The 20,459-nt window shown below is 72.1% G+C and carries 18 protein-coding genes and 1 riboswitch; of the genes, 7 read left to right on the top strand and 11 right to left on the bottom strand.

Annotated elements, in window-relative coordinates; genetic code table 11:
- Window positions 1–214 precede the first annotated feature (214 nt).
- Both GV126_RS15810 and GV126_RS15815 read left to right on the top strand, forming a co-directional pair.
- A complete protein-coding gene (locus GV126_RS15810) occupies window positions 215–1,039 on the top strand; it encodes a hypothetical protein (protein ID WP_159667014.1) in 825 nt (274 codons plus the stop codon).
- A 59-nt stretch (window positions 1,040–1,098) separates the two neighbouring features.
- Window positions 1,099–1,737 (top strand): Uma2 family endonuclease, encoded by a 639-nt coding sequence (locus GV126_RS15815; protein WP_328707340.1) that lies wholly within the window; start codon window positions 1,099–1,101, stop codon window positions 1,735–1,737.
- Here the strand turns inward: GV126_RS15815 and GV126_RS15820 are convergent.
- The 5 genes from GV126_RS15820 to thrC form a co-directional block, all read right to left on the bottom strand.
- Window positions 1,697–2,941, bottom strand: a complete 1,245-nt coding sequence (locus GV126_RS15820; RefSeq protein ID WP_159673758.1) for an RNA-guided endonuclease InsQ/TnpB family protein — start codon at window positions 2,939–2,941, stop codon at window positions 1,697–1,699. The genes GV126_RS15815 and GV126_RS15820 overlap by 41 nt on opposite strands.
- Window positions 2,942–3,250: 309 nt before the next feature.
- A complete protein-coding gene (gene groL / locus GV126_RS15825; protein ID WP_028421524.1) occupies window positions 3,251–4,873 on the bottom strand; it encodes a chaperonin GroEL in 1,623 nt (540 codons plus the stop codon).
- Between the two features lie 369 nt (window positions 4,874–5,242).
- A complete protein-coding gene (locus GV126_RS15830; protein ID WP_004986573.1) occupies window positions 5,243–5,446 on the bottom strand; it encodes a cold-shock protein in 204 nt (67 codons plus the stop codon).
- Window positions 5,447–5,863: 417 nt separating this feature from the next.
- Window positions 5,864–6,139 carry a MoaD/ThiS family protein gene (locus GV126_RS15835; protein WP_159667017.1) on the bottom strand — a complete coding sequence of 92 codons (276 nt, stop codon included), beginning with the start codon at window positions 6,137–6,139 and terminating at the stop codon, window positions 5,864–5,866.
- A complete protein-coding gene (gene thrC / locus GV126_RS15840; protein ID WP_159667020.1) occupies window positions 6,136–7,422 on the bottom strand; it encodes a threonine synthase in 1,287 nt (428 codons plus the stop codon). The genes GV126_RS15835 and thrC overlap by 4 nt, the downstream gene beginning before the upstream one ends.
- Window positions 7,423–7,439: 17 nt before the next feature.
- Window positions 7,440–7,582: riboswitch (SAM riboswitch) on the bottom strand.
- Window positions 7,583–7,770: 188 nt separating this feature from the next.
- Between thrC and GV126_RS15845 the strand changes: the two genes are divergently transcribed.
- Window positions 7,771–8,715 (top strand): glucosyl-3-phosphoglycerate synthase, encoded by a 945-nt coding sequence (locus GV126_RS15845; RefSeq protein WP_159667023.1) that lies wholly within the window; start codon window positions 7,771–7,773, stop codon window positions 8,713–8,715.
- A gap of 178 nt (window positions 8,716–8,893) precedes the next feature.
- Here GV126_RS15845 and GV126_RS15850 read toward each other — a convergent pair whose 3' ends face one another.
- Complete coding sequence (locus GV126_RS15850) at window positions 8,894–9,412, bottom strand: hypothetical protein (RefSeq protein ID WP_236570013.1); 519 nt, start codon at window positions 9,410–9,412, stop codon at window positions 8,894–8,896.
- 180 nt (window positions 9,413–9,592) lie between these two features.
- Here GV126_RS15850 and GV126_RS15855 point away from each other — a divergent pair, with 180 nt between their 5' ends.
- Window positions 9,593–11,032 (top strand): alpha,alpha-trehalose-phosphate synthase (UDP-forming), encoded by a 1,440-nt coding sequence (locus GV126_RS15855; protein ID WP_159667026.1) that lies wholly within the window; start codon window positions 9,593–9,595, stop codon window positions 11,030–11,032.
- 61 nt (window positions 11,033–11,093) lie between these two features.
- Here GV126_RS15855 and otsB read toward each other — a convergent pair whose 3' ends face one another.
- The 3 genes from otsB to GV126_RS15870 all read right to left on the bottom strand — a co-directional run bounded on the left by otsB (window position 11,094) and on the right by GV126_RS15870 (window position 14,101).
- Window positions 11,094–11,996, bottom strand: a complete 903-nt coding sequence (gene otsB, locus GV126_RS15860; protein ID WP_159667029.1) for a trehalose-phosphatase — start codon at window positions 11,994–11,996, stop codon at window positions 11,094–11,096.
- Window positions 11,997–12,467: 471 nt separating this feature from the next.
- On the bottom strand, window positions 12,468–12,776 hold the full coding sequence (locus tag GV126_RS15865; protein WP_159673762.1) for a DUF3263 domain-containing protein: 309 nt from the start codon (window positions 12,774–12,776) through the stop codon (window positions 12,468–12,470).
- A gap of 56 nt (window positions 12,777–12,832) precedes the next feature.
- Entirely contained in the window at window positions 12,833–14,101 is a 1,269-nt protein-coding gene (locus GV126_RS15870) for an ABC transporter substrate-binding protein (RefSeq protein ID WP_185947287.1), read from the bottom strand.
- Between the two features lie 125 nt (window positions 14,102–14,226).
- Here GV126_RS15870 and GV126_RS15875 point away from each other — a divergent pair, with 125 nt between their 5' ends.
- The 3 genes from GV126_RS15875 (at window position 14,227) to GV126_RS15885 (ending at window position 17,376) form a co-directional block, all read left to right on the top strand.
- Window positions 14,227–15,162 carry an ROK family protein gene (locus tag GV126_RS15875; protein WP_159667032.1) on the top strand — a complete coding sequence of 312 codons (936 nt, stop codon included), beginning with the start codon at window positions 14,227–14,229 and terminating at the stop codon, window positions 15,160–15,162.
- Window positions 15,163–15,169: 7 nt separating this feature from the next.
- Window positions 15,170–16,312 (top strand): N-acetylglucosamine-6-phosphate deacetylase, encoded by a 1,143-nt coding sequence (gene nagA / locus GV126_RS15880; RefSeq protein WP_159667035.1) that lies wholly within the window; start codon window positions 15,170–15,172, stop codon window positions 16,310–16,312.
- A gap of 134 nt (window positions 16,313–16,446) precedes the next feature.
- The gene (locus GV126_RS15885; protein ID WP_159667038.1) at window positions 16,447–17,376 is read left to right on the top strand and encodes a 1-phosphofructokinase family hexose kinase; all 930 of its coding nucleotides are present in this window, start codon (window positions 16,447–16,449) and stop codon (window positions 17,374–17,376) included.
- A 36-nt stretch (window positions 17,377–17,412) separates the two neighbouring features.
- On the opposite strand, the gene GV126_RS15890 is transcribed toward GV126_RS15885, so the two are convergent.
- Window positions 17,413–18,354, bottom strand: a complete 942-nt coding sequence (locus tag GV126_RS15890) for a carbohydrate-binding protein (protein ID WP_159667040.1) — start codon at window positions 18,352–18,354, stop codon at window positions 17,413–17,415.
- Window positions 18,355–18,484: 130 nt separating this feature from the next.
- On the bottom strand, window positions 18,485–20,143 hold the full coding sequence (cdgB, locus tag GV126_RS15895; protein ID WP_159667043.1) for a diguanylate cyclase CdgB: 1,659 nt from the start codon (window positions 20,141–20,143) through the stop codon (window positions 18,485–18,487).
- Window positions 20,144–20,459: the final 316 nt, after the last annotated feature.

Raw genomic sequence — 20,459 nt, forward strand, 5'->3', positions numbered from 1 at the left:
CCACCCACCCGGCGAGTTGACTCACCGCTTCCGACTTGCCACGCACGGTCACCAGGCTCTAGCGTGCCCGCATAACGAACAACCCCCGCCAGGCGCTACCAACACCTGCGGGGGTCTGACCGACGAGATCGAAGAAGGCGATCCCGTGGCTGACACCCACTTTAGCCCTGCCTCCCTGCCCGCGCACGCGCCCTCGCAGGCGCCCCCGCACCCGATGGCCAAGCCGGGTTACGGCAAACGGACCGTGCCGGACCAACACCCGCGTACGGCACACGACTTCTCGCACCTCCCGCCCCGCGAGGCGGCCGTCGCGGCGTACCTCGACCGGCTTCCGCAAGGCGCCGACATCTCGGTGAAAACGCTGGCCAAGCAGCTCCCTTACGGCCAGTGCGCACTGCGGACCGCCCTCAACCGCCTCCAGGCGGCGGGGCACTTGCGGCGCGGCCGGGAGCGGCTGGAGACGGGTGCGGGCGGCACCCGGTGGATCACCCGATCGTGGTGGTCTCGTACCGCGCGCGACGACGCCTGGTGGGTGGCGTTCACGCGGGGCGACGTACCGGAGGAGCCGGCCGGGCCGCCGCCGGGCGGCCCCACCCGGTCCCGCGCGCACGTCCTGCTCGCCGCCCTGGGCCGTACCGCGCCCGTGCTGTCGCTGTCCGCCGCCGACTGCGCCGCACTCGCGCCGCTGCTCACCCAGTGGTTCGCGCACGGGGTCACCGACGAGGCCGTGCTGCGCGCCCTGACCGAGGGGCTGCCGTCCCCGGTGCACCACCCGGCCGCGCTGGTCCGCCGCCGCCTGATCGACAAGCTGCCGCCGGACCCCCTCCCCCGCCCGGCGCCCCGGCGCCTGCTGGAGTGCGCGGAGTGCGGCGTGCCGGGGCGCCCGGAGGCGCTGCCGGGGGGCGTGTGCGCGGGCTGCAGGGGCGGGACGCGCGCCGCCGCGCCCCCACGCGCCGTGCCCGCTTCCGCCGTCCGGGCCCACGCGGCCGGGATCCGCGCTGCGATGGCCTCCGGACGACGAGAAGGGACACCCGTATGACGGCATCCACGGTCCGGCACGACCACCTACGGGCACCATGGGGGAGAGGAGGCGACGCCATGACTCCTGACACCGAAGAACGCCCGCAGATGTCCGTCGAGGACTTCGAGGAGCTCGTCCGCCGGGCCCCCAGGGAGCTGCGGAACCGGCTGGAGCTCCTGGGCGGAAGGCACTGCATCCGGCACGGGCCGCTCGACGTGGAGGAGTTCGAGGAACTGGCCGCAGCCGCCCCCGAAACCGTGCGGCTCGAATACGTCAACAGAAAGGTAGTAGTCAAAGCCAGGCCGGACGGCAACCACGGCGAGATCTTCATGTGGCTGCTCCGTCAGTGCATGCAGCAGCGCCCCGAGCTGAACCTCATGCCCGAGCGAGGGGTCAAGGCCGAGGCATACCGCAAGGACCGCGCCATCACCGACGGCTTCCTCGCACCCGTGAGCCACTTCAAGGGCCCCATGGGTTACGCGGCGGCCGGGATCCCCGTGTATCTGCTCATCGACCGCGACAGCGCCACGGTCAGCGTGTACAGCGAGCCGAAGGACGGACGTTACCTCCAGTGCTCCACCCGCCCCTGGGGGCGACCGGCGAGCTGCCGCCTCGGGTGGACATCACCCTGGACACCGAGAGGCTCAAGGACTACGCCGAGTCAACTACCCGTCGCTAGAGCGACGGGCTTGCCCAACGGGCATCACTGGCTGTGATGCTGCGTTTGCGTCCAGTCCCACCCCGGCGTACATGCTCCGGTGGTGGGGCAGGGGCCGTCGACGAGGCCCCGCGTCGCCACAACTCGCGCGCTCGGGCGCGGATGTTGCGGGAGCCGTTCCGGTCTGCATGATCAACGAATCCGCAGTTCCGGCACGCGAACCGGGCCTGGGAGACCCGGTTCGCCTTGTCGATGTGGCCGCACTCGGCGCAGGTACGGGAGGTGTACGCCGGATCGACGTACACCACCGGCACTCCGGCCTTGCGGGCCTTGTACGCGATGAAATGTCCCAGCTGTGCGAAGCTCCAGCTGGAGTGGGTGGCCCGTTGGGGCTTGCGTAGCCGTACCCGTTCGCGGATGCCCGTAAGGTCTTCCAAGGCGATTCCGCGACCGGTGCGTTCTGCCTCGGCCACCACATGTTTCGCGATCTTGTGGTTGATGTCCCTGACCCGCCGCGCCTCCTTGCGCCTGCGCTTCTTCAGCCGACGCCTGGCGGACGGGGTGCCCTTCTTCTGCAGCTTGGTACGCAGCGCGCGTTCCCGGGCGCGGATGCGGTTCATTTTGCGTCCGGCCATGATCTCGCCGTCGGACGTGGTGGCGATGTTGACGATGCCCAGGTCGATACCGAGGAAGTCCGCCGGGTCGGTGTTCGGCGGTGCTTGAGGGACCTCGCAGGTGGCCAGCAGGAACCACATGCCGTCGCGGCACACGAGGTCGGACTCGCCCTTGCGGTGCAGGGCCAGCGTGGCCAGCTGCTCGGGCGAGGCGGTGAACGCCACGTCCTTCACCCGGCCCGACACTGTCCAGATGGAGACCCGCCGCTCGGGGATCTGCCAGGACAGCATCCGGTCGTCATAAGGCTGCGCGCTGTCGGGCCGGAAGGCAACCGGCTTCCCGGCGGCCTTCCGGTGGCGCTGTGAGCCGGGCCTGCCCAGGTTCCCGGCCTTCAGGTTGGCCTTGAGCGCGGCGTAGGCGTCGCAGGTCTTCTTGATGACTTGCTGGGCGGCCTGCGCCCCCAGGTTCCACCGGGCCTTGATCTCGCTGTAGGTGTGCTCGCGCAGCGCGAAGTTGCGCTTCACGTCCTTCTCGAAGGCGACCCGGCCGGCCCAGGTCGCCGCTTCGTTGCAGGCGCGCAGGGTCGCCTCCAGCGCAGCCGCCTGCACGGGCGTCGGCAGCAGTCTGACCTGCACCACCAGCTTCACGATCAGCAAACCTACACATGCGCACGACTGCCAACCGCACGTTCGCCACGAATCACCCGCCCGAGTGAACGTGGGCACAAGCCCCGGCTCCGCCGGACACGAACCCGGCCGCTTCACGGCCGAGCACACAGGAGCGATAGCGCGGCTCCCCGCGCCGCGACCACGAGGATGCGATTCCTCCCAGGGCTGAAGCCCTGGGGTCCCACGCAAGAATCTGCTGGAACCTGCGGCGAACGCCCGAGGGCGGCACCCCCTGTCTCCAGGGAGTGCCGCCCTCGGCGTACGGACTGCTGCCGATCCTCAGCGGGATCAGAAGTCCATGTCACCGCCCGGCATGCCGCCGCCGGCCGGCGCGGCGGCCTTCTCCGGCTTGTCGGCGATGACGGCCTCGGTGGTGAGGAACAGCGCGGCGATGGACGCGGCGTTCTGCAGCGCGGAGCGGGTCACCTTGGCCGGGTCGATGATGCCCTCGGCGATCAGGTCGACGTACTCGCCGGTCGCGGCGTTCAGGCCGTGGCCCGGGGTCAGGTTGCGCACCTTCTCCACCACGACACCGCCCTCGAGGCCGGCGTTGACGGCGATCTGCTTCAGCGGGGCCTCCAGGGCGACGCGCACGGCGTTGGCGCCGGTCGCCTCGTCACCCTCCAGCTCCAGCTTCTCGAAGACCTGGGAGGCCTGCAGCAGGGCCACGCCACCACCGGCGACGATGCCCTCCTCGACGGCCGCCTTGGCGTTGCGGACGGCGTCCTCGATGCGGTGCTTGCGCTCCTTGAGCTCCACCTCGGTGGCGGCGCCGGCCTTGATGACCGCGACACCGCCGGCGAGCTTGGCCAGGCGCTCCTGCAGCTTCTCGCGGTCGTAGTCGGAGTCGCTGTTCTCGATCTCGGCGCGGATCTGGTTGACGCGGCCGTTGACCTGCTCGGAGGAGCCGGCACCGTCGACGATGGTGGTCTCGTCCTTGGTGATGACCACCTTGCGGGCCTTGCCCAGCAAGTCGAGGGTGGCGTTCTCCAGCTTGAGGCCGACCTCCTCGGAGATGACCTCGCCGCCCGTGAGGATGGCGATGTCGCCGAGCATGGCCTTGCGGCGGTCGCCGAAGCCCGGGGCCTTGACGGCGACGGACTTGAAGGTGCCGCGGATCTTGTTGACGACCAGGGTCGACAGGGCCTCGCCCTCGACGTCCTCGGCGATGATCAGCAGCGGCTTGCCCGACTGCATGACCTTCTCCAGCAGCGGGAGCAGGTCCTTGACCGAGGAGATCTTGGAGTTGGCGATGAGGATGTACGGGTCCTCGAGCACCGCCTCCATGCGCTCCATGTCGGTGGCGAAGTAGGCGGAGATGTAGCCCTTGTCGAAGCGCATGCCCTCGGTGAGCTCCAGCTCCAGCCCGAAGGTCTGCGACTCCTCGACGGTGATGACGCCTTCCTTGCCGACCTTGTCCATGGCCTCGGCGATCAGCTCACCGATCTGGGTGTCGGCGGCGGAGATGGACGCGGTGGAGGCGATCTGCTCCTTGGTCTCGACCTCCTTGGCCTGGTCGAGCAGGGCGGCGGAGACGGCCTCGACGGCCTTCTCGATACCGCGCTTCAGAGCCATCGGGTTGGCACCGGCGGCGACGTTGCGCAGGCCCTCCTTGACCAGGGCCTGGGCGAGCACGGTCGCGGTGGTCGTACCGTCACCGGCGACGTCGTCCGTCTTCTTGGCGACTTCCTTGACCAGCTCGGCGCCGATCTTCTCGTACGGGTCCTCGAGCTCGATCTCCTTGGCGATGGAGACACCGTCGTTGGTGATCGTGGGGGCGCCCCACTTCTTCTCGAGGACGACGTTGCGGCCCTTGGGGCCGAGGGTCACCTTGACGGCGTCCGCGAGCTGGTTCATGCCGCGCTCGAGGCCGCGCCGCGCCTCCTCGTCGAACGCGATGATCTTGGCCATGTGAAGTGGTCCCTCCAGGACTGGGGGTGATTCCTTCGGACCGCGCCCGCGCCCGCGACGGACGGCTCGCCGGCCTCGTGGTTCCTTGCCCCATCCGGCCTGCGGGCCTCACCGACCCGGTCCTTCGTTGTCACTCTCACCTTCAGAGTGCTAACGCCAATGATTAGCACTCGGCATGCCCGAGTGCAAGGCGCACCCACGAAGCGGACCGCGGAATGGGGACGTCCGGCCGGAGGACGGCCGGGCGGTGGACCGGCGCCCGGGGGCGCGCGGCGGGAGCGGGGGCCGGGGACGTGCGGCGGAAGCGGAGCCCGGGCATGGCGAGGGGCCCCCACCCTGCCGGATGCGGGCCCCTCGTCGTGCGAATGTTCAGGCGGTGACGCGAACCATGTCGGCCTGCGGACCCTTCTGGCCCTGCGAGATCTCGAACTCGACCCGCTGGCCCTCTTCCAGCGTGCGGTAGCCGTCCATCTGGATGGCGCTGTAGTGGACGAAGACGTCCGCACCACCGTCGACCGCGATGAAGCCGTAGCCCTTCTCCGCGTTGAACCACTTGACGGTGCCCTGAGCCATGCCTAACTCCCCTATTACTGGCCCTTGCACAGATCCACACTTCGCGGATCCGGGTCAGACCTCACCCCCCGGATGGGTGGGGGCGTGCGCCGGAACGCGTCGACCGCGGCTGAATGTATCTGTCCAACTGCCGTCTGCAACAGGTCAATCGGACGAGAAATCTGGACGCGCGCGGCCCGGAATATGCCGAGAATTCGGCTTCATTCAGGCGAAGTCGGGCCCCACAAACACGACAAAAGCCACAATAAACCCGCACACTTTGGCTACTTCTTGTCGGCGTGCGGCAGGAAATCCAGGGCTCAGCGATCGGTGATCGGGAGCGCGTTCCCCAACTGTACCGCGCTCAATCACACGGAATTGCCCCCTCCGCTTCTCTCGCGGAGGGGGCAATTCAGTCCGTGTCGGTCCCGGCGCGGCTCAACCGCCGGCGACCGCCGGGATGATCGACACGCCCGCGCCGTCCGGCGTGGCGGTCTCGAGGCCCTGCTCGAAGCGCACGTCGTCGTCGTTGACGTAGACGTTGACGAAGCGGCGCAGCTTGCCCTGGTCGTCCAGGACGCGGGCGGCGATGCCCGTGTGGTTCTTCTCCAGGTCGGCGATGACCTCGGCGAGGGTCGCGCCCTCGGCGCTCACCTCGGCCTGCCCTCCGGTGTAGGTGCGCAGGATGGTGGGGATGCGAACGGTCACGCTCATGCGAGGCCAGCCTCTCGGAAGGAGTCCAGGGTGGGGCGGATGGTCGCGGTCAGGCCGGTGCCGGCCACCGCGTCCAGGGTCTTGAGGCCGTCACCGGTGTTGAGGACGACGGTGGTCTTCGTCGGGTCCAGCAGGCCGTTCTCGATCAGCTTGCGGGTCACGCCCACGGTGACGCCGCCGGCCGTCTCCGCGAAGATGCCCTCGGTGCGGGCGAGCAGCTTGATGGCGTCGACGACCTGCTCGTCCGTGACGTCCTCCACCGCGCCGCCGGTGCGGCGGGCGATGTCCAGGACGTAGGGGCCGTCGGCCGGGTTGCCGATGGCCAGCGACTTGGCGATGGTGTTCGGCTTCTGCGGGCGGACGACGTCGTGGCCGGCCTTGAAGGCGGTGGACACCGGCGAGCAGCCCTCGGCCTGCGCGCCGAAGATCTTGTACGGCTTGTCCTCGACCAGGCCCAGCTCGATCAGCTCCCGCAGGCCCTTGTCGACCTTGGTGAGCTGGGAGCCGGAGGCGATGGGCACGACGATCTGGTCGGGCAGTCGCCAGCCGAGCTGCTCGCAGATCTCGTACGCCAGCGTCTTGGAGCCCTCGGCGTAGTACGGCCGCAGGTTGACGTTGACGAAGCCCCAGCCCTCGCCGGCCGGGTCGCCGATCAGCTCGGAGCAGAAGCGGTTCACGTCGTCGTAGGTGCCCTCGATGCCCACGAGGTCCCCGCCGTAGATCGCGGCCATGACGACCTTGCCCTGCTCCAGGTCGTGCGGGATGAACACGCACGAGCGCAGGCCGGCCCGGGCGGCGGCGGCGCCGACGGCACCGGCCAGGTTGCCGGTGGAGGAGCAGGACAGGGTGGTGAAACCGAAGGCGCGGGCGGCCTCCAGTGCCTGGGCGACCACACGGTCCTTGAAGGAGTGGGTGGGGTTGCCGGAGTCGTCCTTGACGTACAGGCCGCCGGTGACGCCGAGTTCGGCGGCGAGGTGGTCGGCCTTGACGAGCTTGGTCCAGCCGGGGTTGAGGTTCGGCTTGTCGGCGACGTCCGCGGGGACCGGCAGCAGCGGGGCGTAGCGCCAGATGTTGGCGGGGCCGGCCTCGATCCGCTTGCGCAGGGTCTCGGTGTCGTAGGCGGAGAAGTCGTAGGCGATCTCCAGCGGGCCGAAACACTCCTCGCAGGCGAAGACCGGGCCGAGGGGCACGCGGTGTCCGCATTCGCGGCAGCTCAGGGCGGTGGCGGGGCCGAGGTCGACGGTGGATCCGGGAGTGCTGCTTGCAACGGTCTGCACAGCCATGGAGGCGAGGCCCTTTCTCCTCATCTTCCTCACGACGCATCTCGCCGTGAGACGGATTTGGCACCTTCCCTAGCCGGGAGCCTCGCTTCGAATGACGAGACCGGCTGGAGGGTTGCCGGGGCTTCATCGGGCCGTGTCCCTCTGCCCCTCTGGATGAGCGGTATTCGGTTGTAGGTCGCGGGTGACCCCCGGCATGCGATGGTCATCCGCGTTGTTCAAGACTGTAACCGACGGCCCGGACCGTACGAGACCCTCGTCCGAACCGCGAGACAGATCACACGATCATGTGCTGCTGCCGCCGTCGCACGCGCAGCAGCGACCCGAGCAGGCGTGAAGGAGCAGCCGACCGTGCTGGAAGAAGTCGAGCGCTGGCTGAGGACACGCTCCTGGTCCGTGAGCGATCGTCCGCTCGACACGGTCCTGGCCGCCAAGCGCGCGAGCGGGGCGGCGGTCAGCGTGGTGCTGCCCGCGCTGAACGAGGAGGAGACGGTCGGCGACATCGTCTCCGTGATCCGGCGCGACCTGATCGAGCGGGTGCCCCTGGTCGACGAGCTGGTGGTCGTCGACTCCGGTTCCACCGACCGCACCGCCGAGGTGGCCGCCGCGGCCGGCGCCCGGGTCGAACACCGCGACGCGATACTCCCCCGCATCCCGGCGGTGCCGGGCAAGGGCGAGGTGCTGTGGCGCTCCCTGCTGGTCACCCGCGGGGACGTCGTCTGCTTCGTGGACGCCGACCTGCGGGAGTTCTCCGCCGACTTCGTCACCGGCATCGTCGGCCCGCTGCTGACCGACCCGGACGTGCAGCTGGTCAAGGCGATGTACGACCGTCCGCTGGGCGGCGCCGCCGGGCAGGGCGGCCGGGTCACCGAGCTGATGGCCCGCCCGCTGCTCAACATGCACTGGCCGCAGCTGGCCGGGTTCGTGCAGCCGCTCGGCGGCGAGTACGCGGCCCGCCGCTCGCTGCTGGAACAGCTGCCGTTCCCGGTCGGCTACGGCGTGGAGCTGGGCATGCTGGTCGACGCGCTGCACCTGGTCGGCCTGGACGCGCTCGCGCAGGTCGACGTGGGCGTGCGCCGGCACCGCCACCAGGACGGGCAGGCGCTCGGCCGGATGGCCGCCGCGATCTACCGCACCGCCCAGCTGCGCCTGGCCCGCGGCCACCTGATCCGCCCGAGCCTGACCCAGTTCGAACGGGGCGCGGACGGCTTCGAACCGCGCACCTACTCGGTGGACACCGAGGAACGCCCCCCGATGGCGGAGATCGCGGAGTACGCGGCGCGGCGGGTGGCCTGAACGCGGGCGGCGTCGACCGCACCAGGGCCGGGTCGGCCGGCCCTGGGGGCGGTCGGCCCCCGGTGTCGGGCCGTCACCCGGTGCGCGGCAGGCGCAGGGGCGGGTGCGGCCGGGGTGCCCGAGCCCCGGGTCAGCCGGGGCCGGGGTCAGCCGGAGCCGGGGTCAGCCGGAGCCGGGGTCAGCCCGCCGCGCCGTCCGACCAGCGCCAGCGGCCCGCCGCGTCCTGCTCGCAGGTCAGGTACTCGCCGCCCTTGCCGTAGGTGCTCATGCCGTGGTGGCGCTGGGCGCAGAACTGGCCGTCGGCGTAGCAGTTGCCGGCCGGGCTGGTGATCGCGCACGCCGTGCTGCCGCCGCCTCCGCCGCCGCTCCCGCCGGTACCGCCGCTTCCGCCGCTGCCCCCGCTGCCGGTGGAGCCGCTGCCGGTGGAGCCGGCGTGCGTGGGGGCCGGGGTGTGCAGCAGCCGGCCGGCGCAGTCGCGGCCGTCGCGGGCCAGGGTGAACGTCACGCCGCCGGTGTCGGTGCGCTGGTCGCAGACCTTTTCGTCCGGGCTCCAGGAGGAGGCCCGGCGGCCGGTGCCCTCCAACTGGACGGCGTAGCCGACACCGCCGCCGCAGCCGGCCAACGCCAGCGCACCGGCCACGAGCAGAACCGCCGTGCCGGTGAACCGGCGCACTCGCGGGACGCGTATGAGATGCACGAAAACCCCCACCTGCTCACGAACCGTCCGGCAGACCGCACGGACGGAGATCACTCGAACGCACCGCACATCCTCATGTCCCTTACATGTTTTTTACAAGTCGTCGTCGGCGGCCCGATCCGTGCCGGGGTGGCCCCCGCATACGTTTGAGCGTTCGAGGGGCGGGCTAGGTTGAGGACCATGGCTTCAACGCACGGTGCCGAGGTGCTGGTCGCGTCCAATCGCGGCCCCGTTTCGTACGAGGTGCTCCCCGACGGTTCGCTGAACGCCAGGCGCGGCGGCGGAGGGCTGGTCTCCGGGCTGTCCGCGATCGGGCCGGACGCGGGCGCGGTGTGGGTGTGCGCCGCGCTGAGCGAGGCCGACCGGGAGGCGGCGCGGCGCTTCGAGGGCGGACGGCGGCTGCCGGCGGAGGCGACCGGCGGGCAGCAGGTGCGGATGCTCGACATCGACGCCGAGGTGTTCTCCGACGCCTACAACGGCATCGCCAACTCGGTGCTGTGGTTCGTCCACCACATGCTGTACCAGACGCCGCTGGAGCCCGTCTTCGACGCGGAGTTCCGCCGCCGGTGGGACTCCTACGTGGCCTACAACCGGGCCTTCGCCGAGGCGCTGGCGGAGGAGGCCGCCGAGGGGGCGGCCGTGCTGGTGCAGGACTACCACCTGACGCTCGTGCCGGGCATGCTGCGCGACTTCCGGCCGGACGTGCGCATCGGGCACTTCTCGCACACGCCGTGGGCGCCGGTGGAGTACTTCCGGATGCTGCCCGACGACGTCGCCGAGCAGGTGCTGCGCGGCATGCTCGGCGCGGACCGGCTGGGCTTCCTCACCCAGCGCTGGGCGGACGCGTTCGCCGGCTGCTGCGAGGCGCTGGTCGGCGGGCTCGGCGGCACCCGGGTCGGGGTGCACGCCCTGGGCGCGGACGCCGAGTTCCTGCGGGAGCGCGCCGATCGCTCCGACGTCAAGGAGCGGATGCTGGCGCTGCGCGAGGAGATCGGCGTGGCCCCGGACGGCGGCCCCCGCAAGACGATCGTGCGGGTGGACCGCACGGAGCTGTCGAAGAACATCGTGCGCGGGCTGCTGGCCTACCGGCAGCTGCTCGCGGACCACCCCGAGTGGCGCGAGCGGGTGGTGCACGTGGCGTTCGCCTACCCCTCCCGCCAGGACCTGGCCGTCTACCGGGAGTACACCGACGAGGTGCAGCGGCTCGCGCAGGAGATCAACGAGGAGTACGGCACGCCGACCTGGCGGCCGGTCGCGCTGCACGTCAAGGACGACTTCGCGCGCTCGCTGGCGGCCTACCGGATCGCGGACGTGGCGCTGGTCAACCCGATCCGGGACGGCATGAACCTGGTCGCCAAGGAAGTGCCGGTGGTCTCCGACTCCGGCTGCGCGCTGGTGCTCTCGCGGGAGGCGGGCGCGTACGCGGAGCTGGGCGACGACGCGCTGGTGGTCAACCCCTACGACGTGGTCGGCACCGCCGAGGCGCTGCACCGGGCACTGGGCATGCCGGGCGCGGAGCGCGCGGAACGCACCAAGCGCCTGGCCGCCGCGGCCACCGCCCTGCCGCCGACCCGCTGGTTCCTGGACCAGCTGGAGCAACTGGAGCACCTGCCGGGCTGAGCGAGACACCTTCTGGGCCGGGCCTGCTTCATCCGCAGGCCCGGCCCAGAAGTGTCCCGCCTCAGATCCGGGCCGCGAGGGCCTTCAGCAGGCCCACGACGCCCGCCGGGCCGTCGACCACGAGGTCGGCGCGTTCCGACAGCTCCGTCACCTCCGCGCTGCCGCTGCACACCAGGACGCCGGGTACGCCGTCCGAGCGGAGTTTGTCCACGGCGGCGAAGGCGGGCAGGTCACCGAGGTCGTCGCCGGCGTACAGGACCGCGCCGACGCCGCCGGGGCTCGCGTTCAGGGCGCGGACGTGGTCCAGCAGGGCGACGCCCTTGTCCATGCCCGGCGGGCGCAGCTCCAGGACCATGCGGCCGGGCTCGACGATCAGACCGTGCTCGGCGGCCAGGCCGGTGAGGGGCTCGCGCAGCAGGTCGAAGGCGGCCTGCGGGTCCGCCGCCCGGCGGGTGTGCACCGCCAGGGACCGGCCCTTCTCCTCGATCCAGGTGCCCTGCCAGGCACCGATGCGGTCGAGGAAGCCGGGCAGTTCGGCGCGGCCCGGGGCGACGCGGGGATGGGGGGCGGGGGGGGGGACGGTGCCGGTGCCCGCGTCCCGGCGCTCGGCGCCGTAGTGGCCGAGGACGACCAGGTGCTCCAGGCGGGGGACGCCGGCGAAGCCGCCGTGCCGCACCGCCACACCGGGCGGGCGGCCGGTGACCACCGCGACGGAGGCCACCTTCGGGGCGAGCGCGGCGAGCGCGGGCACCGCGTCCGGGTGGGCCCGGGCCTGGTCCGGGTCGGGCACGATCGGCGCGAGCGTGCCGTCGAAGTCGAGGGCGATCACCGCGCGCTCGGGCCGCGCGAGCAGCGCGGCGAGCCCGTCCCGACCGGCCTGTGTGGCGGGCGCCCGGGGGCGGGGGGGCCGGGGGGGGTCCGCGCGGCGGGGGGCGGCGGGGGCGGGGCCGGCTCTTTTACACATCTGGCGGCGCCGGCGGCCCCCCACCGCGTGGGTTGCGTGGTGTGCCCGCGCCCGTAACAAAAACACTGTTCCGTCCCCGGCCTGCGCAGCGACTCTACCGTGTGGATAAGCATGCATCTCATTGTGTTCATCTTCCTTTTCTTGCCAATGCTTGCGTCAGCTCGCTCACTGAATGCCCCCCGTGGCTGTCTCAGTCTCAGTTTTTTTTTTTTCAATCGCCCGCGCCCCCCCCAGTTGCTGCCCAGAAGGCTCCGTCGGCGGCGTCAAATGTGTATAAGACACAGCTCCCCTCCCGCCGCGCGGACGCCACCCGGCACCGTCGCCTCCCGCCGCGCGGACACCTCCCGGCACCGTCGCCTCCCGCCGCGCGGACACCTCCCGGCACCCTCGCCCACCGGCGCCCGGACGCCACCCGGCACCGTCGTCACCTACCGCGCCGACGCCCACCGGCACCGTCGGCCCCCGGCGCCGTCAGCGCTCGGCGCGGCGGGCCTCCCGTATGCGGCGCAGGCGGTTAACAGTCACCGGGTCGTGGGCGAGGGCGCGGGTGTCGTCCAGCAGGGCGTTGAGCAGCTGGTAGTAGCGCACGGGGGACAGGCCCAGCTCCTCGCGGATCGCGCGCTCCTTGGCACCGGGGCCCGGAAAGCCGCGGCGCTCCAGGGCGAGGATGTCCCGCTCCCTGCGGGCGAGGCCGCCCTCCGGCCCGCCTGTGGGCTCCTGCGTCCGCTCGCCACCCGGCTCGCGCCCCGGCTCGTCGCCCGCCGTGCCGGCGTCAGCCATGTCCGCCATGTCAGCCACCGTAGCCCGCCGCACCGACAACGCCCCGCGGACCCGCGTCAGCCGGCGGCCCCGCTGTCCGCCTCCGAGGCCGCGACCTGCAGCTGGTTCAGGATGCCGGTGGGGTCGCCGCCGGGGCCGACGGCCTGGCCGATGCGCTTCTTCACGTCCGCGCTGACCTGCGCCCAGGACGTCTTGCCCACCGGGTACAGCCGCGCGAGCGGCAGCTCCTCCAGGAACGGCCACAGCTTCTTGTCCTGCTCGGCGGAGGACATCGCGTCGGAGGCGGAGGTGGTGACCGGCAGCAGGTCGTAGGTGCGGGAGAAGTCCAGGACGTTCTTCTCGCTGTAGACGAAGTCCAGGAAGTCGCCGATCTGCTCCTTGTGGCCGTGCTTCTTGAACGCCATCATCCAGTCGGTCACGCCCATGGTCGACTTGGGCGTGCCGTTCCTGCCCGGCACGGGCACCGTGCCGAACTTCACGCCCTTCTTCTCGGCCAGCTGGACGAGCGTGGGGTGGCCGTTGAGCATGCCGACCTCGCCGCGTGCGAAGGCGGCGAAGGCATCGGCGCGGTTGAGCTTGGCGGGCGGGACCGGGCCGGTCAGGCCCTTGCCGACCAGCTCGTCCTTGAGCCAGGTGAAGGTCTCCGCGTTCTGCGGGGAGTTGATGGTGTAGGTGCCGAGGTCGTCGGTGTAGCCGGAGCCGCCGCTGAGCATCCACGCCATGGTCTCGGCCTGCGCCTCCTCCGGGCCGAGCGGCAGCGCGTAGGGGTACGTCACCCCTTCGGCCTTGAGCGCCTCGGCGTCGAAGGCCAGCTGCGCCCAGGTGGTGGGCGGGGTGAGGTGGGCCTTGTCGAAGAGGGTCTTGTTGTAGAACAGCACGCGGGTGGAGGCGGCGAACGGGATGCCGTACTGCACGTGCTGGACCTGCCCGGCCTCGGAGAGCTGGCCGAGGAAGTCGGCCTGCACGGGGATGGAGAGCAGGTCGTCCACCTTGTAGAGCAGTCCCCGGGCCGCGTAGTCGGCGTAGGCGCCGATCTGCGCCATGTCGGGCGGGTCGCCGGCGTCGACCATCTCCTTGACCTTGCGGTCCACGTCGGTCCACGGGTAGACGCTGACCTCGACCCGTACGTCCGGGTGCTTCGCCTGGTAGTCCTTGGCCAGCCGGTCCCAGTACTTCTGCGAGCTGTTGGCCGCGGAGTCGCCGTAGTCGGCGGCCACCAGCCGGAGGGTGACGTCGGGGGAGCCGGTGCCCGAGCAGCCCGCCAGGACCGCCGTCAGGCCCAGTGCGGACACCGCCGCGATCACCCCTGTTGCACGCCGCTGCACTTGTTCTTCTCCCGCCCCTGCCGCCGTGAGGTCACGCGGCACTCCATCTGTTCACTTTGCGAACACAGGTCTACACCAGAACAGTGGACTAGACCTCTCGCGGGTCGGCGGGCCACACTGTCCCCGTGAGACACGTCATCGCTCTCGATGTGGGCGGCACCGGGATGAAGGCCGCGCTGGTCGGCGCGGACGGCGAGCTGCTGCACCAGGCGCGCCGGCCCACCGGCCGCGAGCGCGGCCCCGACGCCGTCGTCGAGGGCATCGTCGGCTTCGCCGCCGAGCTGCACGCCTACGGCGCCGAGCACCTGGGCCGTCCGGCGGTCGCCGCGGGCGTCGCCGTCCCCGGCATCGTGGACGAGACGCGCGGCGTGGCCGCCTACTCCGCCAACCTCGGCTGGCGCGACGTCCCCCTGCGCGACCTGCTCGCCGAGCGGCTGGGCAGGCCCGTCGCCCTCGGCCACGATGTGCGCACCGGCGGACTCGCCGAGGGCCGGATCGGGGCGGGCCGGGGCGCGGACCGGTTCCTGTTCGTGCCGCTGGGCACCGGCATCGCGGGCGCCATCGGCATCGACGGCCGGGTGGAGGCCGGCGCGCACGGCTTCGCCGGCGAGATCGGCCACATCGTCGTCCGGCCCGGCGGGCTGTCCTGCCCGTGCGGGCAGCGCGGCTGCCTGGAGCGGTACGCCTCCGCCGCCGCCGTCAGCCAGGCGTGGGCCGCCGCCTGCGGCGACGCGCAGGCGGACGCGGCCGACTGTGCCAAGGCCGTCTCCTCCGGGGACGTCGCGGCCCAGGCGGTGTGGCAGGAGGCGGTGGACGCCCTCGCCGACGGGCTGGTCACCGCGCTCACCCTGCTGGACCCGGACACGCTGATCGTCGGCGGCGGGCTCGCCGAGGCCGGGGACACCCTGTTCGCACCGCTGCGGGAGGCCGTCCGGCGGCGGGTCACCTTCCAGAAACTCCCCTCGATCGTCCCCGCCGCCCTCGGGGACACCGCCGGATGCCTGGGCGCGGGGCTCCTCGCCTGGGATCTCCTCGACCCTTCCACGACTCCCCGGAGGTAGCCAGCCGATGGCCCCCAGCAAGGTTCTCACCGGAGCCCGGGTGGTGCTGCCCACCGGGATCGAGGACGACGGCCGCCTGGTCGTCGACGGCACGCGGATCGCCGACACCGCCCCGGCCGGCGCCGAGACGATCGACGTCACCGGGCACTGGCTGGTCCCCGGCTTCGTCGACCTGCACAACCACGGCGGCGGCGGGGCCTCCTTCGCCGGCTCGGCCGACGACGTGCTCACCGCCGTGCACACCCACCGCCGGCACGGCACCACCACCCTGGTCGCCTCCACCGTCACCGAGGACATGGGTGTCCTGACCAAGCAGGCCGGGCTGCTGTCGGAGCTGGCCGAGCAGGGCGAGATCGCCGGCATCCACTTCGAGGGCCCGTTCATCTCGCCGTGCCGCAAGGGCGCCCACTCCGAGGCGCTGCTGCGCCACCCGGACCCGGCCGAGGTCCGCAAGCTGATCGAGGCCGCCCGCGGCCAGGCGAAGATGGTCACGCTCGCCGCGGAACTGCCCGGCGGCATCGACTCCGTACGGCTGCTCGCCGAGCACGGCGTGATCGCCGCGATCGGGCACACCGACGCCACCTACGAGCAGACGGTCGAGGCGATCGACGCCGGCGCCACCGTCGCCACCCACCTGTTCAACGCCATGCCGCCGGTCGGCCACCGCGCCCCCGGCCCCATCACGGCCCTGCTGGAGGACGAGCGGGTCACCGTCGAGCTGATCAACGACGGCGTGCACCTGCACCCGGCCGCCCTGCAACTGGCCTTCCACCACGCGGGCGCCTCCCGGGTCGCCTTCATCACCGACGCCATGGACGCCGCCGGCAGCGCCGACGGCCGCTACCTGCTCGGCCCGCTGGAGGTCGAGGTCGCGGACGGCGTGGCGCGGCTCGTGGAGGGCGGCTCTATCGCGGGCTCGACGCTCACCCTGGACCGGGCCTTCCGGCGCGCGGTGACCGTCGACCGCCTGCCGGTGCAGGACGTGGTGGCCGCGCTGTCGGCCAACCCGGCCCGGCTGCTCGGCCTGGACGACCGGGTGGGCTCCCTGGAGCCCGGCAAGGACGCCGACCTGGTCCTGCTGGACGAGGACTTCGCGCTCAAGGGCGTGATGCGGCGCGGAGCGTGGGTGGTCGATCCCCAACTGGGCTGATCCGTCCGCCTCCGGCCGGCCCCTGGCCGGTCGCAGGGGTGGGCGGTACGCCGCGCGTTTGGCATGATCGAAGTCCCGGACCACGTCCGGACCACATCGTGACAGGCGCATTCACTCGGGGGAGGTCGGCCCACGTGATCCTCACGGTCACGCTGAACACCGCTCTCGACATCACCTATCGGGTGCCCTCGCTCAGGCCCCACACCTCCCACCGGGTGTCCGAGGTGACCGAGCGGCCCGGCGGCAAGGGCGTCAACGTCGCCCGCGTCCTCGCGGCCCTCGGCCACCGGGTGACCGTCACCGGCTTCGCGGGCGGGGCGACGGGACGCGAGGTGCACGAGCGGCTCACGGCCACGCCCGGCATAGCGGACGCGCTGGTCCCGGTGACCGGCACGACCCGCCGCACCGTGGCCGTCGTCGACGAGCGCACCGGCGACACCACCCAGCTCAACGAACCGGGCCCGCACATCACACCCGCCGAGTGGTCGGCCTTCCAGGACGTCTACGCGGACCTGCTGCCCACGGTGTCCGCCGTCGCGCTGTGCGGCAGCCTGCCGCCGGGCGTGCCCGTGGGCGCCTACGCCGGCCTGGTGCGCGCCGCGCGCGCCGCGAACGTGCCGGTGCTGCTGGACACCGCCGGGGAGGCGCTGCGGCGCGGGATCGCGGCCCGCCCCGACCTGATCAAGCCGAACGCCGACGAACTGGCCGAGCTGACCGGCGCCCACGAACCGCTGCGCGCCGCGCAGGACGCCCGGCGCCGCGGCGCGCGGGCGGTGGTCGCCTCGCTGGGCGCGGACGGACTGCTGGCCTACACCTCCGAGGGGCTGTGGCGGGCCACCCCGCCCGCCCCGGTGCGGGGCAACCCGACGGGTGCCGGGGACTCGGCGGTGGCGGGCCTGCTGTCCGGCCTGGTGGAGCAGCTGCCCTGGCCGGACCGGCTGGCCCGCGCGGTCGCCCTGTCCACGGCGACGGTGCTGGCCCCGGCGGCCGGCGAGTTCGACCGGGCCGCCTACGAGGACGTGCTGGCGCGGGTCGCGGTGACCGGCGAGGTCACCGCCGCCTGAGGCCCGGCAGCCGCCGGACCCCGCCGCTCCCCGCTCCTACTCCACCCAGCCCTTGGCCAGCCACAGCTGGTCGAGGTTGGCGTCGCACTGGTTGCCCTGCTCGCAGGAGATCTTGATGGTGTTGGTGCCCTTGTTGAGCTGGACGTAGTTGTACGTCTTCGTCCAGCCCTTCTCGTAGTCGCCGGCCGGGGCGTTCGCCCAGTTCTTCAGCTTCACCGGCGTGCTGGAGGGCGTGCCGTTGACCGTGAGGGTGGCGGTGCCGTCCTTGCCGGGGACGCCGTAGCCGAGGAAGACGGTGTACTTGCCGTCGTCGGGGATGCCGTTGACGGTCCAGGTGACCGAGGCGCCCACGTGGTTGAAGTTGGTCACGTACACGCCGCCGTCGGCCTTGGCGCCCTTGACGTCGGAGGCGACGGTGGCGCCGCCGCCCAGCAGCAGCGCCTTGGCGTCGATCTTCGGCAGCTCGCCGTCGGCGGCGACACTGCTGGTCGCCGAGGGGGTGGGCTGCGGGCTCTGACTCACCGTGGGGCTGGGGCTGCCGCCCGCGCTGTCGTCCTTGCCGTCGGACTTGTCGCCGATCATCGCCACGCTGATGCCGATGACGACCGCGGCGACCACCGCGACGGCGCCGATGAGCAGGCCCTTGGTGTTCGGGCCGCGGCGGCCGCCGTTCGGGGCGCCCGGAGCCGGCTGCCGCGGGGCGGCCTGGGCGCCGCCCGGCAGGGTCTCGGGGGCGGCGTAGTGGGCGTTGGGCCGGCCGTAGGCGGCCTGCGGCTGCTGCGGGACCTGGCCGTAGGGCGCCGTGGGGGCCTGCTGGCCGTACTGACGCTGACCGACCGTGCGGACCCGGTTGACCGAGTTCGGGTAGCCATAGCCCCCGGAGGGCGGCTGGGCTCCGTTGGCCTGACCGTCGGCGTAGAGGTAGCCGAACGGGTCGTCGTCCTCGGGCGTGCTCGCGCCGTTGTTGCCGGGCGTCATCCCTAGGTCTCCTCAACAGGTGCGGGTCGGGTGCGGTACGTCGTGGGAACGTCGTCGGATTCGACGAGCCTACCTGCTCTGCCGCGGCGCAAACCGGGCCTCGTTCCCCAGCAGGGCGCCGACCTGCGGTTCAGCCGGCGCGGCGGTGCTGTTTGGGACGAGATCGTTTCTCTACGTACATCCGCTCGTCGGCGGACTTCAGCACTTCGTCCGCCGTCATCCCGCAGTGCGCCCAGCCGATGCCGAAGCTGGCGCCGACCCGGACGGCGCGGCCCTCGGCGCGGATCGGCTGGATGATCTCGTTGCGCAGCCGGACGGCGAGGTCCTGGGCGTCGGCCCGGCCCAGCCCGTCGGCGAGGATCACGAACTCGTCGCCGCCGAGCCGGGCGACGGTGTCGCCGTCGCGCACGCCGTTGCTCAGCCGCCGGGCGACCTCGATGAGCACGGCGTCGCCCGCGTTGTGCCCGAACCGGTCGTTGATGGACTTGAAACCGTCCAGGTCGCAGAAGAGGACCGCGAGCCCCTTGGTGCCGTCGTCCTTCTCGCCCTGCGGGGCGACGGTGTGCACATGGTGGTCGTAGGCGTCGTACGCCTGCGGCAGCGCGGCGAAGTCGAAGCCGTGGTCGCCGACGTCGAAGGCGGGGTGCCCGTAGGCGGCGTCCAGGGAGACCGGCTCGCCGGGCTGGGGGACCTGCGGGCGCCGGCACAGCCGGGCGGAGAGGCGGGCGCGCAGCTCGGCGGAGTTGGGCAGGCCGGTGAGGGAGTCGTGGGAGGCGCGGTGGGCCAGGTGCAGCTCGCGGCGCTTGCGCTCCTCGATGTCCTCGACGTGGGTGAGCAGGAAGCGGGGGCCGTCGGCGGCGTCGGCGACCACGGAGTTGCGCAGGGACACCCACACGTAGGTGCCGTCGCGGCGGGCCAGGCGCAGCTCCGCCCGGCCGCCCTCGGCGGAGGTGCGCAGCAGGGTGCCTATGTCCTCGGGGTGCACCAGGTCGGAGAAGGAGTAGCGGCGCAGCGCGGAGGCCGGGCGGCCCAGCAGCCGGCACAGTGCGTCGTTGGTGCGCAGGATCCGGCCGTGCTGGTCGCCGCCCATCTCGGCGATGGCCATGCCGGAGGGCGCGTACTCGAAGGCCTGGCGGAAGCTCTCCTCGCTGGCGCGCAGGGCCTGCTGCTCGCGCTCCAGGCGGACCAGGGCGCGCTGCATGTTGGCGCGCAGCCGGGCGTTGCTGATCGCGATGGCCGCCTGGAACGCGTACACCTGCAGGGCCTCCCGGCCCCAGGCGCCGGGGCGGCGGCCGTTGCGCGGGCGGTCCACGGAGAGCACCCCGAGCAGCTCGCCGGAGGAGCCGCCGGGCCCGCCGGGCGCGTACATGGGCGCGAAGAGCCGGTCGGCCGGGTGCCACTCGTCCTCGAAACGCGGCTCGGGACCGTCGGTGTACCACTGCGGGACGTCGTCGTCGTCGAGGACCCAGCCCTCGGTGTGCGGGATGAAGACCAGGTCGCCCCACTGCTCGCCCATGCTCAGCCGGCGCTCCCAGGACTCACGGGAGCCGACCCGGCCGGTGATCAGGGACTCGGCGGCGGGGTTGCCGGCGAACGCGGCGACCACCAGATCGCCGTCGGCGCGGACGAGGTTGACGCACGCCAGCTCGTAGCCGAGGCCGGTGACGACGCCGTCGGCGACGGTCTGGAGCGTGTCCGCCAGGCTCCGTGCGGTGTTCATGTCCGCCATGACCTGGTGCAGTCGTCGCAGGGTCGCAAGACGGACATAGGGCTCCGACTCGGTCTCCATGCTCGCCCTCCCCCCGAGACCTCGCAGCACTTCAAAGGGTTGTCGTCGGCGTATCGTTCCGTGCGGTCCACGCCACTGAATCACAGCGCGGAGCCCACTCGGTACACAGGGTCAACAATTGAGCCCTCTTGTGACTCAAGTCACAGCAGAACGTGAACAATTGAGGGGAGTTTCTTCGTTTTTCCTGTGCGTTCACCGAACGCAAAGTTTGTGGGTGTGCGGACATGATGCACGAGCGGCCGACCGGACGCGCCTGATTCGCCGGTTCCGGCGGGCTCTGGGGGCCCTGGGGACGCTCGGGGCCACGACGGTGGCG

It is taken from the genome of Streptomyces mexicanus, assembly GCF_902506575.1.
GTDB lineage: Bacteria > Actinomycetota > Actinomycetes > Streptomycetales > Streptomycetaceae > Streptomyces > Streptomyces mexicanus.

Excerpts from the sequence above, each read along its gene's own strand:
- GV126_RS15815 (WP_328707340.1), top strand. The coding sequence starts at position 1,099 with ATGACTCCTGACACCGAAGAACGCCCGCAGATGTCCGTCGAGGACTTC.
- GV126_RS15855 (WP_159667026.1), top strand. The coding sequence starts at position 9,593 with ATGGCTTCAACGCACGGTGCCGAGGTGCTGGTCGCGTCCAATCGCGGC.
- groL (WP_028421524.1), bottom strand. The coding sequence starts at position 4,873 with ATGGCCAAGATCATCGCGTTCGACGAGGAGGCGCGGCGCGGCCTCGAG.
- thrC (WP_159667020.1), bottom strand. The coding sequence starts at position 7,422 with ATGGCTGTGCAGACCGTTGCAAGCAGCACTCCCGGATCCACCGTCGAC.
- GV126_RS15810 (WP_159667014.1), top strand. The coding sequence starts at position 215 with ATGGCCAAGCCGGGTTACGGCAAACGGACCGTGCCGGACCAACACCCG.
- GV126_RS15830 (WP_004986573.1), bottom strand. The coding sequence starts at position 5,446 with ATGGCTCAGGGCACCGTCAAGTGGTTCAACGCGGAGAAGGGCTACGGC.
- GV126_RS15865 (WP_159673762.1), bottom strand. The coding sequence starts at position 12,776 with ATGGCTGACGCCGGCACGGCGGGCGACGAGCCGGGGCGCGAGCCGGGT.
- cdgB (WP_159667043.1), bottom strand. The coding sequence starts at position 20,143 with ATGGAGACCGAGTCGGAGCCCTATGTCCGTCTTGCGACCCTGCGACGA.
- nagA (WP_159667035.1), top strand. The coding sequence starts at position 15,170 with ATGGCCCCCAGCAAGGTTCTCACCGGAGCCCGGGTGGTGCTGCCCACC.
- otsB (WP_159667029.1), bottom strand. The coding sequence starts at position 11,996 with ATGTGTAAAAGAGCCGGCCCCGCCCCCGCCGCCCCCCGCCGCGCGGAC.
- GV126_RS15835 (WP_159667017.1), bottom strand. The coding sequence starts at position 6,139 with ATGAGCGTGACCGTTCGCATCCCCACCATCCTGCGCACCTACACCGGA.
- GV126_RS15890 (WP_159667040.1), bottom strand. The coding sequence starts at position 18,354 with ATGACGCCCGGCAACAACGGCGCGAGCACGCCCGAGGACGACGACCCG.